Genomic DNA, 14,879 nt, shown 5'->3' with positions numbered 1-14,879 from the left:
ACCGCTACTCCGGATCGGGGAGCCGGTGCCTGCGGCGTACGGCGTCCGCCTCCGGGTAGCGGCCGGCCCGTTCGAGAATCCGCGCGAGATTCTCGGCCGCCGCCAGGAGCTTGCCGCCGTAGGCGCGCGGGAGGGTCCGCGCGCACTGCTCGAAGACGTCCACCGCCTCCCGCGCGAGGGGCACCGCCGTCCGGTGGTCGTCCAGGTCGGCGTGGTATCCGGCGAGGTTCATCAGGGAGATCGCGAGCCGGGGGTTGAAGGCCAGCGGATTGTCCCGGGCGAGCTCCCGGCGGAGCCGGACGGCCCGGCTGCCCGGCGGGATCGCCTTGCCCACCGTGCCGGCCTGGGCCAGCGCGCGGGCGAGTTCGCTGAGCGCGCGGCTCAGTTCGGCGCGCAGCGGGGGCCGCTGCTTCGCCAGGACGTCCAGCAGGCTCACCGCCTCCCTGCCCGCCGCCTCGGCCCGGGCCGGGTCGTCATCGGTGATGTGCAGTTCGCAGAGGAGGGTGAGGGCGGTCGCCAGCCCGGTGCCGTACCGGTCGGGTTTCTCGACGGTGAGGGCACGGAGGATGCCGACGGCCTCGGCCGCCGCGTCGGCGCCGTCCTCCCGGCCGGCCTGGCGGCGGGCTCCGGCGGCATTGAGCAGCGCATAGGCGAGTTCGGCCCGGCCGGGGCCGCCCGGCACCGCGCCGCGGCTCGCCGCCACGGCCTCCTCCGCGGCGGCGGACGCCTCGTCGGTGAGCCGCAGCGCCGTCAGGCATCCCGCGTGGGTGATGAGGGCGCGCACCAGATCGCGGCCGTGGGCGGCCGGGTCGCGCCCGGCGAGGAGCCGCCAGGACTCCACCGCGCCCTGGCTCCAGCGCAGGGCGGTGTCCAGCTCGCCCGCGCGGCTGTGGACCCGTACGAGCTCGTCGGTGCCGCGGGCGAGTTCGGGGCCGGACTCCGCCTGGGCGGCGTCGTGTCCGGCGAGGGGTCCGGCGAGAGCGGCGGCGCCGACATCGAGATCGGCGCTGCGTTCGGCGGGGAGCCGGGAGCGGATGAGGGAGAGCAGTTCCACGTCCCCGGGCAGGAGTTCGGCGAGGGCGGCGATGACACCGCCCCCGGCGGCCACGGCCAGCTCGGGGTGGGCCCGCAGCAGCGGGGCGAGCTGGTCCTCGGCCACATGGGTCCAGTGGCGGGCGGTCTCCACCAGGGTGGTGAGCGCCGGTCGGGTCCATTCGGGCGCCAAGCCGCTCTCGTCGGGGGTGAGCAGCCGGGCCGGCCAGGTGACGGCGGCCGGATAGGAGGGGTAGTGGCGCACCCGGTGCCCGGGGATGGTGAGGGCGAGGAAGTCCTCACCGAGCCGGTCGGGGTAGAGCGGTTCGAGTACGGGCTCGCCCCGGGACGAGCGGCGGGCCGGGGAGTCCGGATGCGGCGGCGGGTAGCACAGCCGGTGGTCGTCGATCAGCACGTCGATCTCACCGGGCGACAGGCCGAGACGCCGGAGCGCCCGCTCGCCCTGGGCGTAGGAGGGCAGTCCGCCGGTGAGGGTGGCGACGAAGACGGCCTTGTCCATGCGGCGGGAATCCAGCGTGTCGTGCGGGCCGTTGACGATGGACCAGTGGGTGCGTTCGCGGGCGAGGAGATAGAGGGAGACGTCCAGGGGGTTGCTCGGGATCTCGTCGCCGGAGAGCTCGGCGAGCACGGCGACGAGCGCGGCCATGTGCACGGTCAGCACCAGCTCGTACGCCGCATGCCCCCAGTCGTGGCGGGGTACCGGCCGTCTGCCGGGGCGGCGGGCGGGCGCGTGGCCGAGGACCTCGGCGAAGCGGTCGCGGGCGACGCCGAATTCCGCCGGGCGCTGCTCGGCCCTGGGCGAGAGGGGCGGGAGGGCGATGGCGGTGCAGTCGATGCCCTCACTGCCGAAGTGCGACCAGATGTGATGCCACCAGGCACCGGTCTGGCGGGCGAGCAGCAGTATGCGTACGGGGACGTTGGCGATGCCCCGGACGAGTTCGAGCAGGGTGGTGAGGGCGTCCGTGTCGTAGCGGTCGGCGTAGTCGACGACGACCAGCATGCCGCGCGCGCCGCTCAGCTCCGCCGGGGTGGGACCGGTGAAGACACCGCTCGCGTCGGTTCTGCGGAGGGCGGGGGCGGACCAGACACCCCAGCCGCGTTCCATCGAGCGGCGGGCCACCTCGTCGGCGAAGCGGGTCTTGCCCTGCCCGCCGCCCCCGTGGATGAGCTGAATGCGGATCGCGCCGCCGGTCAGGCGCCAGGTGTGGAAGGCGTCCATCTCCGCCTCCCGCCGGCGGAAGGGGACCACTCCGTTGCCCGCCTTGAGGAGCCGGCTGGGCTGGGTCCGCGCGTCCACCCAGGTGAGGAGCTCGGGGACGGCGGGCCAGGGGGTGAGCCGGTAGGGGGTGCCGGTGACGAGGACGATGTCCTGTCCGGCGATGTGCACGGTCGCGTGGTCGCGGGCCGAGACGGCTCCGACCGACACGGAGGAGTGCGCGCCGGGCGGGCGCCCGGCCCCGGCGGCGGAATCCGGTCCCCCGCTCACCCCCGGTGGTTCTCCGTCACATCGCCGCCCGCGACGACGGACCGTCCCTCGTCCCGCACCGTGACGCTGTGCACCGTGACATGGGTGATGCGGTTGATGATCTGCTCCCGCTGCCGCTCCTCGGGGATCCGGGGCGCGAGCTCGTCGCGGACCAGGGCGATCACGGCTTCCCGGGCCTCGGGGTGGTCGCGGAGCAGCATCCGGAAGTTGTTCTGCCAGTCCTCGGCCAACTGCTCCCGGCGGAGGGCGACCCGGTCATCGGCCGGGGTGTCCGCGGCGGCGGCCTCGATGGCCCGGGCGTCCTCGTCGAGGGCGAGCGCGATGCTCTCGGTCCGCCCCTGCGGAGTGAAGCGCTGCCAGAGACCTATCACCGCCTGGCGGGCCTCGGCCCATGCCTCGGCGGTGATCGCGGACACCACGGCGGTTCCCGCTGCCAACAGCAAAGGATCCACATCTGCCCCCTGTGACCTTGGCGCGTGGCTGAAACTGTAGCCCGTTTCCATCGCTGAAATCCGGTATGCCGGAAGATTGGTGACCCTGGGGCGAAAGGGGCCGGTGATGCCGTGCCGGCGGAGCCTCACCGCGCTCACCAGCGCGTCGAACAGGGGGTGTTCGAGCTGTGGGCGACCGGCCGGCGGTGCGCCGGTCCGGCCCCGGGCGAGGGGGCGGACCGGCGCACCCGGCCGGGCCGTCTCGCACGGATCGGGCTGGACCGGGGAGCGGGGGCGCCACCCGGGCCGCCGGGCCCGGGTGGCCTGCGTGCCGGGCACGCGAGCCCGGCAAGATCCGTGAGAGACGGCCTAGAAGGCGGTCCAGGTGAAGGCGACCTTGTCGCCGGCGTTCAGCTTGAACTGGCAGCCGCCGACCGGGGTGGAGACACCGTTCACGGAGATGTTCCAGTACGCGGAGGGGCCGCCGCTGACACCCTTGACGCTCTCGACGAAGTAGTCGTCGAAGGAGGGGTACCAGGTGCCGTCCCAGGTGAAGTGTCTCTTCCGCGCGGCGTCGTCGAGCGCCGCGGTCGGCGTGGGCACGGGGGTGGCGTACTGCCCGCCATTGGTGCCGTCACACTTGTGGGTGCCGCCCGTCGCGGGGGTCACGTCGTGGCCCTTGGTGCGGATGCTCCCCTTGAAGAGCCTGCCCTCGGGGCCCTGCACGGTGAGGGTGACCCTGACGGGCTTGTTGGTGTCGACGGTCCCGGTGGTGGCGACGGCGGGGGTCGCGGTGAGGGTGAGGCCGAGTACTGCGGCGGATATCACGGCACGGCGGGCGAGTGTCTGGCGCACGGTGGGGCCTTTCGGGCAGGGGGTCCGCCGCACGACCCCACACGACCCGGGATCCGTCCGGTTCCGGTCCGCCGGTGGGCGGGCCGGGCACCGGGGTGCCGGTGGATCGGGGGCTCCGCGCTGCAGACCGTGACAGTGGGAAGCGACGCGCGCGGCACACCGGGCGGTCCGGCTCGCAGCGCGGGAGCGCTGCTCACGGTTGCAGGTCAGCGCCGGATTCCCACCGGCTTTCCCCGACGTGTGCGCATGAAATTGTCCACCCCGGTACGGACCGGAGCAGACGCATCGTAGCCCGAACATCGCGGTGTACCAGGGGATTTGGCGTACTTCGCCGCGGCGGACGGCGGCCGGGCCGGGAAGCGGGAGCACGGCAGGGCGGCGGAACGCGGCGGAACCGGGAGTGCGACAGGGGCGCAACGCGGCGGAACCGGGCGCCGTCAGGGCACCCGGTTCCGGTTCACTTCACTCTCCCGCACTCGGCTCGGCCCGGCGGGCAAGGCCGGTCAGCCCTCGGTCCAGCCGTGGCGCTTGCCGAACTGCACCATCTCATTGCGGATCCGCAGAATCTGATCCCCGGTCAGCGAGGGCACGGCCGCGAGAAGGAGCTCGGTCACATCCCGCGAGAATTCACTGACACTGAGCACATCGCACATGGGATCCTCGCCGTCCAGATGCCTGGCCGCGGCCGGCACCGCGGGAGCGGCGCCCACGGCCCCCTTCGCGAGCCGGACGGACGACGCCTTCAGACCGCGGTCACCCATCTCGATCTCGAATTCGACCGCGACACCCGAATGCACCTGCGACTCGGGCATCAGCATGTCGTTCACATGAAGGAATACATCCTCCCCGCCGTGATCGGGAGCGATGAATCCATAACCCCGTACACCGTCGAAACGCACCACACGACCAGCTACCACGACAACCCCCAACAAGCATCGGGCCCCGTGCCCGATGAACCATTGCCCGATGATAGCGGGGCGGCATCCCGACCGCGATATGCGGAGCCCCGGCGCACGGGCGCGAGAGGGCCCTCGGCGGCACCGCCGCCCGCCGGGACGCCCGTGCCGGACTTCGTCGCCCGGCAGGGCGGCGGCGGGCCGGTGGGGCGGCTCACAGGGGGCGTACGGGGGTCTCCGCGAGCCCCGGCCGGGCCGCCGCCCGCCCGCCCCGGCGTCCGGCGGAACACGTGCGGCGCACCGGGAAGACGCCGACGGGTACGGCTGATTCGCCCGTTTCCCCCGCCGGAATGCATGACCGCGAAAGCGATCCGGCCGGACGGGAGGACAGCGGGCGGGAAAGCCGGATTCCGCCCCGCATCGGGCGATGAATCCGGTGCAGCCATATTCGGCATTCCGGCCCTTACGAGCCGGAGCTCATCATCCTCTTTCAGTACCGCGTCAATACCGGGTCACCGATGAGACGGCAAGGGACGGTACTCGGCAGAGGCGGCCATTGCCGCAAACGCGGACAGGACGCCTCGGCGAGACGTCCTGTCGGGGGCTCTCCCCGGCGGGTGCCGGAGAGAGCCGTACGGCATCGGGCCCCGGCCGGGGCCCCGGTGGATCAGGCGCTGCGGCGGACCCGCGCGGCCTTGCGGGCCTCGGCGGTCTGGCGCGACTCCGCCGTGCGGCGGGAGGTGCCGGCGGCGCGGCCGGGCTGGCCCGGGCGGGTGCCCCGGCCGCGGAACGGCGCTCCGCCGCGCTGCTTGGGCCGCTGGACCACGGGCGCGCTGACGGTCACCGGTACACCGGAGGGGGCCTGCGCGCCGGTGATACGGCTCAGTTCGGCCTCGCCCGAGCGGACCTGGGTGGTCTGGGGGGCGATACCGGCGTCCGACATCAGCCGGTTCATCTCGCGGCGCTGCTCGGGCAGGACGAGGGTGACGACCAGTCCGGACTCACCGGCCCTGGCGGTACGGCCGCCGCGGTGCAGATAGTCCTTGTGGTCGGCCGGCGGGTCGACATTGACGACGAGGTCGAGATTGTCGACATGGATACCGCGCGCGGCGACATTGGTCGCCACCAGCACGGTCACATGACCCGTCTTGAACTGGTCGAGCGTGCGGGTGCGCTGGGACTGCGACTTGCCGCCGTGCAGGCCGGCCGCCCGCACACCGCTGCTCAGCAGGTGCTTGGTGAGCCGGTCGACCGCGCGCTTGGTGTCCAGGAACATGATCACCCGGCCGTCGCGGGCCGCGATCTCGGTGGTCGTGGCGAACTTGTCGGCCGCCTGCACATGGAGGACGTGGTGCTCCATCGTGGTGACCGCGCCCGCGGACGGGTCGACGGAGTGCACGACCGGGTCGTGGAGGTAACGGCGCACCAGCAGGTCGACATTGCGGTCGAGGGTGGCCGAGAACAGCATCCGCTGCCCGTCGTGGCGCACCTGGTCGAGCAGCTGGGTGACCTGCGGCATGAAGCCCATGTCGGCCATCTGGTCGGCCTCGTCGAGCACGGTGATGCGCACCCGGTCCAGGCGGCAGTCCTTGCGCTCGATCAGGTCCTTGAGGCGGCCGGGCGTCGCGACGACGATCTCCGCGCCGTCGCGCAGGGCACCGGCCTGGCGGCCGATGGAGAGTCCGCCGACCACGGTCGCCATGCGCAGCCGCAGCGCCTTGGCGTAGGGGGTGAGCGCGTCGGTGACCTGCTGGGCCAGCTCACGGGTGGGGACCAGCACCAGACCCAGCGGCTGCCGGGACTCGGCGCGCTCGCCCGCCAGCCGGGCGAGCAGCGCCAGGCCGAAGGCGAGGGTCTTGCCCGATCCGGTGCGTCCGCGGCCGAGCACATCGCGGCCCGCGAGCGAGTTCGGCAGGGTGGCGCCCTGGATGGGGAAGGGCTCGGTCACCCCGAGGCCGGTGAGCGTCTTCAGCAGCTCCTCCGGCAGCTCCAGCTCGCTGAAGGCGGCGACCGGCGGAAGCGCGGGGGTGATGGTGTCCGGTACGGCGAACTCGCCCTGGAGCGCGGCGGGGCGTCGCCCCTGGCCGCCGGAACGGTTGTTCTGACCGCCGGAGCGGCCGCCCTGGCCGCCGGAACGGCCACCGCTCCGGTTCTGCGTCCCGCGGCCGGAAGCGGCGGGGCCGCCCCTGCGGGAATTGGCGGAGCGGTCGTTGGTACGGGGGGTGCGGTTCATGTAAAACCTTCCTCGACAGGGCACGTATCGAGGAATTCCCGGCGGTGAAAAGCCGAATGAATTGCAGGAACGAGCCGTTTGCATAACTGGTGACAACCGGCCGCGTCGGCGTGCTGCGCAGCGCCGCCCGGCAATGAGCTGCCGGGGATCCACCGGAATGGGCAAGAGCTGCCCGGATTCATGGGGACGGGGGCGGACCGACCAGTATCCGCCTGCTTCATGGGAGGCCGGGCCGCCGCGAAGGCGGCCCGGCACACCCGTGTCACCCGGTGTCCCGGGCGACGCGGGGCCCGCGCCATGGCCGGCGGGAACCGTGCGGACACGGCACCGCGCGAACGGCCTCGGGCCGGCCCCGCTCACACAGCAACGGACCGGGGCCCGCACCCTTGGGTGCGGGCCCCGGTCACGTCATACGCGCTTCAAGCGTCAGGCGGGAACGATGTTCTCGGCCTGCGGGCCCTTCTGGCCCTGCGTGACGTCGAAGTTCACCTTCTGGCCCTCCTGGAGCTCACGGAAGCCCTGGGTGGCGATGTTGGAGTAGTGGGCGAACACGTCCGGGCCGCCACCCTCCTGCTCGATGAAGCCGAAGCCCTTTTCAGCGTTGAACCACTTCACGGTGCCAGTAGCCATGTCAAAATCTCCTTCTGGGGCAGAGCTCGCGGTCCGCAACTTGCGATCCGCGGCGTCGCCGTGATGATTGCCCCATCCGGAAAAGAACCGGAAATACAAAAGTGCCCGACGGATGGCGAACCATCCAAGGCACTTGAAGTCTTTGGGAACCACAACTGCAACTCATACACAGTAGCACGATGTGCGAGTGAAGGGACAGCACCGGCCCCTTTCCGGGGTGCCGAAACCATCCGCACTCGCCGCGTACCAAGGAATTTACCGGCCGGGCGCGCCGGGTTCACTTCGGCGGCTTCCCCTGTTTCCCCCCGGTGTTTCCGGGCGCCCGGCGCGCCCCGGCACTCCCGGGCGCCGCTTTCCGGCCGGCGCGGAGGCCCGCCCGCCGGTGATCCGGCGGAGCGGCATCCGCCTCCGCACCCCCTCCGTACGGAACCGGTCACCGCCGGTCACCGGGGGCGGCCGGCCCGGCCGTGTCGCGCGAGCAACGGAAAAGCTGAGGCTCACCACCGGAAGAAAGCGCTTTTCGGCCTCCGCCCGGCCCCGGAGGATGGCCGGTGAGTCCGTCCACGGGAGGAACCATGTCACCGGTCACCGAGCCCATCGATCCGGAGCTGCTGCCGCTCACCGCCCGGGAGGGCCCGGAGGGTCTGTCGGTGGGCGGGGTCGCGCTCACCGAACTCGCCGAGCGGTTCGGCACCCCCCTCTTCGTGTACGACGAGGAGCATCTGCGGCAGCGCTGCCGCGAGGCGGTCGCCGCGTTCGGCCGGGACCGGGTCGCGTACGCCTCCAAGGCGTTTCTCTGCACGGCGATGGCCCGCCTCGCCCATGAGGAGGGCGTACTGCTCGATGTCGCCTCCGGGGGCGAGTTGCGGGTGGCGCTCTCGGCGGGGGTTCCCGCCGGCCGGATCGTGCTGCACGGCAACAACAAGGACGAGGCGGAGCTGCGCACCGCCGCCCGCGCCGGGGTGCGTCATGTGGTGGTCGACAGCTTCGACGAGATGGACCGGATCGAGCGTCTGCACGGGACCGAGGCGCTGCCCCCGGTACGGGTGCTGCTGCGGGTCGCGCCCGGTGTCGCCGCCGGTGCCCACGAGTCCATCAGGACCGGCGGACACGATTCGAAGTTCGGTTTCGGCCTGGCCGACGGGGTCGCCCTGGTGGCGGTCGGGCGGGCGGCGAAGTCGCCCGCGATGATCCTCGAAGGCGTACACGCCCATGTGGGCTCCCAGGTGCTGGACGCGGCCGAGCTGGCCGCGGGCGCCGCGGCCATCGCACGGTTCGCGGTGGACACGGGCGTACGCGAACTCACCGTCGGCGGCGGACTCGGCGTGGCGTACGAGGCCGGCCGGCGGCCCGCGTCCTTCGCCGAGTGGGCGGACGCGGTACGGGAGGCGGCGCGCGGCGCGGGCTGGACGGGGCCGCTCTCCGTCGAACCGGGCCGCTCCATCGCCGCCCGCGCCGGTCTGACCCTGTACCGGGTCGGCACCGTCAAGCGCATCGAGGGTGTGCGGACCTATGTGAGCGTGGACGGCGGGATGAGCGACAACCCGCGTCCCGCGCTCTATTCCAGCCGGTACGAGGCGTTTCTCCCGCGCAGCCCCCGGGCGCCGCGCCCGCTGCGGGCCCGGCTGGTCGGCAAGCACTGCGAGAGCGGCGACGTGATCATCGACAATGCGGCGCTCCCCGCCGACATCGGCGTCCAGGATCTGCTGGCCACCCCGGTGACCGGCGCGTACGGCCATGCCATGGCCTCCAACTACAACAAGCTCCCGCGCCCGGCGGTGGTCTTCGTCCGGGACGGCCGGGCCCGTCTGGTGGTGCGCCGGGAGACCGAGAACGATCTGCTCCGGCTGGATGTGGGCGGCCCCGCCGACGACCTCGGCGCCGTCGCCGGTGAGCTCGTCGCGGCGCGGGAGTAGGGAGTGTTCCGGGGCGGACCGGCCGGACGGATTAGCCTGAGGCGATGCTGAACAGTGCCCGTCTGCTCGTGCTGCTGGAGATCGCCCGCAGCGGCACCATCGTGGGTGCCGCCCAGGCGCTCCATCTGAGCCCGTCGGCGATCTCGCACCAGCTCGCACGGCTGGAGCAGGAGCTCGGGGTGGCGCTGGTGGAGCGGGCGCCGCAGAGTCTGCGGCTGACCGCCGCCGGGCGGCGGCTGGCCGAGCATGCCCAGGCCATCGCGGATCTGATGGCCGTGGCCCAGGACGATCTGCGCGGGCACTCGGCCGGTGAGGCGGGGCTGCTGCGGCTCGGTTTCTTCGCCTCCTCCGGGCTGGAGCTGCTGCCCCGGGCGCTGTCCGTCTTCGCGGCGAACCGTCCGCAGGTGGAGCTGGAACTGATCCTGGGCCAGCCGCACGAGCTGGTGCCGGATCTGGAGGGGGGCAGGCTGGACGCCGCCGTGGTGTTCGAGCACCCGCTGGATCCCTGGTGCCGCCGGGCGACGGTGGATGTGGAGATGTTCTTCGACGAGCCCCAGCTGATCGTGGTGCCGCTGCGGCACCGTCTCGGGCGGCGCTCCGTGGTGCGGCTGGCCGCGCTGGAGGGCGAGACCTGGATCGGCACCCGGGGCGGTGACACCGGTGAGCCGGTGCTGGAGCGGGCCTGTGCGGCCGAGGGCTTTCTGCCCCGGGTGCGCTGCCGCAGCGACCACTACCAGGTGACGATCAATCTGGCGCGGGCGGGCATGGGCATCGCCCTCGTTCCGGCGCTGGGTCTGGGCGACACCGCCGGGGTGCACGTCTGCCGGCTGGACCATCCGCAGCTGCACCGCCGGATCGGGGTGGCCACCCGGGCGACCAATCGCAACCCGCTGCTGCGGGCCTTTCTCGCGGAGCTGCGGGCGGCGGCGGGCGAGGTCGGCTCGCTGCTGGAGACGCAGTGGTCCTGAGCGGCCGTGCGCGTGCTTCCCCCGCGGCACGGCCGGAGCCGGTCACCCCTCCCGGGTGACCGGCTCCGCGCGTGCGCGGCCGTGTCGGTGCGGCCGGTGCTCACCCGGCGATCGTGTCCCGTACGGCCGCCTCCGCGCGCACACCGCCGTGTCCGTACGGCCCCGGTGCTCACCCCGGCGGGGTCCGTCCCGGCCCGGCGCAGGAGGCGAGGGTGCGGCCGATGTCGCGGATGGCGTGGACGGCGGCCCGTTCGGTGCTGGGGCCGAGGGCGGTGTCCCAGTGCGCGATCACCGCGTACGCCAGCCGGCGCGCCCCGACGACGACACCCGCGTCGGCGCGGACGCCGGGGTCGGTGCCGGTCTTGTTGGCCACCAGCAGGGTGCCGGGGAGCGGGGCGGGGAAGCCGGGGGCGTACGGGTCATGGCTGATGTTGGCGGGGACCAGACCGTGATCGGTGTTGCCGCGCATCCAGTCCAGGAGGCGGGCGGAGGCCGCGGGTGAGGTCATGGTCCCGCGTACCGCGTGGGCGGTCAGGAGTGCCAGGTCGCGGGCGGTGCCGGTGGCGAAGACGGGCGGCACGCCGGGGCCGCGGTGGTCGCGGACCCGGTCGTGCAGGGTGAGTCGGGTGAGGCCGAGCCGTTCGGCGAGCCGCGCGGTGGACTCCCGGCCCACCAGCCGGAGCAGGGCATTGGTGGCGGTGTTGTCGCTGACGGCCGCGGTGAGCCGGCACAGGTCCTCCACCGTCCAGCCGGGCCGGCTGAGCCGGTCCAGCAGTCCGGTGCCGCCGGCCCGGTCCCCGGTGAGGACGGCGACGGGCTGTTCGGGGGCGAGTTCACCGGTGTCGAGCCGGCGGGCGACCTCGGCGAGCAGCAGGAGTTTCGCGGCGGAGGCGACCGGGAGGACGGTGTCCTGGTCGGTGCCCGCGCTCTCCCCGCTCTCCACATCGACCGCCCAGACGGCGAGGACCAGCGGCAGCGCGGCCGAACGGCGGGCCGCCGCGGTCAGCCTGGCCAGGCTCATCGGACCCTCACCACCTCTCCGGCGCGGACCGGGGTGGGCCGCCCGTCGCGTACCGCGGTCCGGCCCGCCACGATCACGGCGGTGACGCCCTCCGGGGGCAGCAGCGGCCGGTCGAAGGTGGCGGCGTCCAGCACGGTGGCCGGGTCGAGGACGACGAGATCAGCGCGGGCTCCGTCGCGGACGGTTCCGCGCCCGGTGAGCCCGAACCGGCGGGCGGGCATACCGGTCATCTTGTGCACGGCACTCTCCAGGGACAGCAGGCGCTCCTCGCGCCCATAGTGCCCGAGCACCCGCGCGAAGGTGCCCGCCCAGCGGGGGTGCGGGCGGCCCGGTTTGGGCACCCCGTCCGATCCGATCATGGAGAGCGGGCTGGTGAGCACCCGGCGGACATCGTCCTCGCGCATGGAGTGGCTGATGATGGTCACCTCGCCCTGTTCGGCCAGGAGCAGATCACAGACGTACTCCACCGGGTCGGTCCCCGCGCCGGCGGCGAGTTCGGCGATGCTGCGGCCCTCCGCCCCGGGCCGGGTGCGGGCGGCGGCGACGGTGATGAGGTCCCAGCCGCCGTTGCCGACGGTGTTCTCCCAGCCGGGCACACCGCCGGCGATGTCCCTGCGGATCCGGTCGCGCACCTCGCTCCGGTCCAGCCCGGCCAGCAGCGCGGCGACTCCGCCGTCATTGGTCCAGGGCGGCAGCATGGCGTGCAGGACCGTGCTGCCCGCGGTGTACGGGTAGACGTCGCAGAGCACGTCCACTCCTTCCGCGCGGGCCCTCTCCAGCCGGGGCAGGGTGCGCAGGGTGGCTCCCCAGGCATGCCGGCCGGCGGTCTTGTGATGGGAGATCTGGAGGGGCGCCCCGGAGCGCGCCGCGATCTCCAGGGCTTCCTCGATCGCGGTCTCCACCTGGGACATCTCATCCCGCAGATGGGTCACATAGGGCTTGTTGTGCCGGGCGGCGACGCGGGCGAGCGCGACGATCTCCCCGGTGTCGGCATAGGCGCCGGGCGGGTAGATCAGCCCGGTGGAGAAACCGGCCGCGCCCTCGGTGAGGGCTTGGTCGAGGAGGGCGCACATGGTGCGCAGTTCGGCGGGCCGGGGCGGGCGGGCGGCGAAGCCCATGACCCCGGCGCGCAGGGTGCCGTGGCCGACGAGCGAGGCGATGTGGGTCCGGCGCAGGGCCGGGAGCTGCGCGGCGGCGAAGGCGCCGAAGCCGGCGGCGGGCCGGACGGGTCCGAGCCCGAAGACCACACGGAGCTGGTCGGCGAGTTCGGGGAGCCGTTCGGGGAGGGCGGGGAAGAGGCTGGTGCCGCAGTTTCCGGAGATCTCGGTGGTGACGCCCTGGAGCAGGGGTGCCAGGCGCAGTTCCTCGAGGGCGTCGTCCGGGGTGGTGGCCAGGGCGTCGGAGTGGGTGTGCACATCGATGAATCCGGGGGTGACGATCTGCCCGCCTGCGTCGATGACCTCGGCGGCGTCGCGGCACCGGCCGGGCGGGTGGAGGGTGATCCGCCCGTCGGTGACGGCGACGTCCGCCGCCCGGCCGGGGGCGCCGGTTCCGTCGACGACCGTGCCGCCGCGCAGCAGCAGGCCGGGGGAGCCTCCCATCACAGCACCGTCGAGAGGAAGGCCCGCGTGCGGTCGTGGCGCGGGGCGGTGAAGAGGTCGTCCGGGTGTCCGGATTCGACGACGGCGCCCTGGTCCATGAAGAGGACCCGGTCGGCCACCTCCCGGGCGAAGCCCATCTCATGGGTGACCACGATCATGGTCATTCCGCTGCGGGCGAGGTCGCGCATGACGCCGAGGACCTCGCCGACGAGTTCGGGGTCGAGCGCCGAGGTGGGTTCGTCGAAGAGCATCAGGGTGGGTTCCATGGCGAGGGCGCGGGCGATGGCCACGCGCTGCTGCTGTCCGCCGGAGAGCTGGGCGGGGTAGTGGTCGGCGCGGTCGGCGAGTCCGACCCGGTCGAGGAGTTCGCGGGCCTGTTCGGCGGCGAGGGCGCGGGACCGTCGTTTGACGGCGAGCGGGCCCTCCATCACGTTCTGGACGGCGGTGCGGTGCGGGAAGAGGTGGAAGCGCTGGAAGACCATGCCGATGCGTTCCCGCTGCCGCCGGATGTCGCGGGGGCGGCGTTCGCGCAGCAGCCGGCCGGCGGGGCCGTGGTGTTCCCAGCCGACGAGTTCGCCCTCGATCCAGACGCGTCCGGCGTCGATCCGTTCCAGATGGTTGAAGCAGCGCAGCAGGGTGGATTTGCCGGATCCGGAGGGGCCGATGACGCAGAGCACCTCGCCGGTGCGGACCTCCAGGTCGATACCGGTCAGGACCTCGGTGTCGCCGAATCGTTTCCGTATGCCGCGGGCGCGGAGGACGACGCCGTCCGCGGGCGCCGTGTCCTCGGCGGGGGTGCCGGCGGGGGTGGTGGGGGTGTTCACGCGGTGGCTCCCTTTCCGGTGCGTCCGGGCACCAGGTTGGCCAGGACTCTGCGGCGGACGGGCCGGCCGCCGGGGCTGTACCGGCGTTCGATGAAGTGCTGGGCGACGCTGGCGACCGTGGTGAGCACCAGGTACCAGATGGAGGCGACCATCAGCAGGGCGATGACCTCGAAGTTGGCGAGGTAGAGATGCTGGGAGACGGTCATCAGATCGGCTCCGGCGATGACCGAGACGAGCGAGGTGGTCTTGAGCATCGAGATGAACTGGTTGCCGAACGGCGGGATGATCACCCGCATCGCCTGCGGCAGGATGACCCGGGAGAGGATCTGCCGGTTCGACATCCCGATGGAGGCACCCGCCTCGCGCTGGCCGGGATCCACGCTCTGGATTCCGGCGCGCACGATCTCGGCCATGTAGGCGCCCTCGTTGATGGAGAGGCCCAGCAGTGCGGCGACGAATCCGGTGATGACCGCGTTGGTCTGCCACTCGACGAGTTTCGGCCCGTCGAAGGGGACGCCGATGCTGATCACCGGGAAGAGCAGGGCGAGGTTGAACCAGAAGATGAGCTGGACCAGCAGGGGGGTGCCCCGGAAGAACCAGGTGTAGGCGCCGGCGATGACGCGCAGCACCGGGTTCTCGGAGAGCTGCATCACCGCGATGAGGACACCGATGGCGATACCGGTGATCATCGAGACGAGGGTGAGCTGGACGGTCACCCAGAGGCCGCGCAGGATCACCGCGTCGAACTGGTACCGGGCGACGATGTCCCAGTGGAGGTTGGGGTTGACGATGACGGTCCAGGTCAGCCAGCCGGTGAACAGGAGAGCGCCGGCGACGGCGAACCAGCGCGCGGGCCGGGGCCTGCGGGTCACCCGCAGGGCGAGGTCGTCGTCCCCTCCCGGCCCGGTGCTCTCCTTGTGGAGCGGGGGCCCCGGCCGGCCGGGGGTCGTGTCGGTGTTCATCGC

Annotated in this window: 12 protein-coding genes and 1 riboswitch; of the genes, 2 read left to right on the top strand and 10 right to left on the bottom strand. The window is 72.9% G+C overall.

Features of this window, described 5'->3' with window-relative positions:
• Positions 1-4: 4 nt before the first annotated feature.
• The 6 genes from AAFN69_RS30960 to AAFN69_RS30935 form a co-directional block, all read right to left on the bottom strand.
• Complete coding sequence (locus AAFN69_RS30960; RefSeq protein WP_347732200.1) at positions 5-2,539, bottom strand: tetratricopeptide repeat protein; 2,535 nt, start codon at positions 2,537-2,539, stop codon at positions 5-7.
• A complete protein-coding gene (locus AAFN69_RS30955; RefSeq protein WP_347732199.1) occupies positions 2,536-2,976 on the bottom strand; it encodes a hypothetical protein in 441 nt (146 codons plus the stop codon). Before AAFN69_RS30955 ends, AAFN69_RS30960 begins: the two co-directional genes overlap by 4 nt.
• Before the next feature lie 363 nt (positions 2,977-3,339).
• Entirely contained in the window at positions 3,340-3,825 is a 486-nt protein-coding gene (locus tag AAFN69_RS30950; RefSeq protein ID WP_347732198.1) for a DUF4430 domain-containing protein, read from the bottom strand.
• A gap of 143 nt (positions 3,826-3,968) precedes the next feature.
• Positions 3,969-4,106, bottom strand: a riboswitch (cobalamin riboswitch).
• Between the two features lie 222 nt (positions 4,107-4,328).
• Entirely contained in the window at positions 4,329-4,742 is a 414-nt protein-coding gene (locus AAFN69_RS30945) for a cold shock domain-containing protein (protein ID WP_347732197.1), read from the bottom strand.
• A 646-nt stretch (positions 4,743-5,388) separates the two neighbouring features.
• Positions 5,389-6,954: a DEAD/DEAH box helicase gene (locus tag AAFN69_RS30940; RefSeq protein WP_347732196.1), complete on the bottom strand. Its 1,566-nt coding sequence runs from the start codon at positions 6,952-6,954 to the stop codon at positions 5,389-5,391.
• Between the two features lie 426 nt (positions 6,955-7,380).
• The gene (locus AAFN69_RS30935; protein WP_018536328.1) at positions 7,381-7,584 is read right to left on the bottom strand and encodes a cold-shock protein; all 204 of its coding nucleotides are present in this window, start codon (positions 7,582-7,584) and stop codon (positions 7,381-7,383) included.
• A 575-nt stretch (positions 7,585-8,159) separates the two neighbouring features.
• Between AAFN69_RS30935 and lysA the strand changes: the two genes are divergently transcribed.
• Entirely contained in the window at positions 8,160-9,500 is a 1,341-nt protein-coding gene (gene lysA, locus AAFN69_RS30930) for a diaminopimelate decarboxylase (protein WP_347732195.1), read from the top strand.
• Positions 9,501-9,544: 44 nt separating this feature from the next.
• Positions 9,545-10,468, top strand: a complete 924-nt coding sequence (locus AAFN69_RS30925) for a LysR family transcriptional regulator (protein WP_347732194.1) — start codon at positions 9,545-9,547, stop codon at positions 10,466-10,468.
• Positions 10,469-10,637: 169 nt separating this feature from the next.
• On the opposite strand, the gene AAFN69_RS30920 is transcribed toward AAFN69_RS30925, so the two are convergent.
• The 4 genes from AAFN69_RS30920 to AAFN69_RS30905 form a co-directional block, all read right to left on the bottom strand.
• Entirely contained in the window at positions 10,638-11,489 is an 852-nt protein-coding gene (locus AAFN69_RS30920) for a serine hydrolase (protein ID WP_347732193.1), read from the bottom strand.
• Positions 11,486-13,090: a D-aminoacylase gene (locus AAFN69_RS30915; RefSeq protein WP_347732192.1), complete on the bottom strand. Its 1,605-nt coding sequence runs from the start codon at positions 13,088-13,090 to the stop codon at positions 11,486-11,488. Before AAFN69_RS30915 ends, AAFN69_RS30920 begins: the two co-directional genes overlap by 4 nt.
• Positions 13,090-13,833, bottom strand: coding sequence for an amino acid ABC transporter ATP-binding protein (locus AAFN69_RS30910; protein ID WP_347732280.1), 744 nt, complete (start codon positions 13,831-13,833; stop codon positions 13,090-13,092). The genes AAFN69_RS30915 and AAFN69_RS30910 overlap by 1 nt, the downstream gene beginning before the upstream one ends.
• A gap of 77 nt (positions 13,834-13,910) precedes the next feature.
• Positions 13,911-14,876 (bottom strand): amino acid ABC transporter permease, encoded by a 966-nt coding sequence (locus AAFN69_RS30905; RefSeq protein WP_347732191.1) that lies wholly within the window; start codon positions 14,874-14,876, stop codon positions 13,911-13,913.
• Positions 14,877-14,879 lie beyond the last annotated feature (3 nt).

This window comes from Streptomyces sp. CAU 1734 (genome assembly GCF_039888735.1).
In the GTDB taxonomy this organism is placed as follows: Bacteria; Actinomycetota; Actinomycetes; order Streptomycetales; family Streptomycetaceae; genus Streptomyces.
Note: the sequence above shows the minus strand (reverse complement) of the source record. Positions and strands in the feature narration are given on the sequence as shown.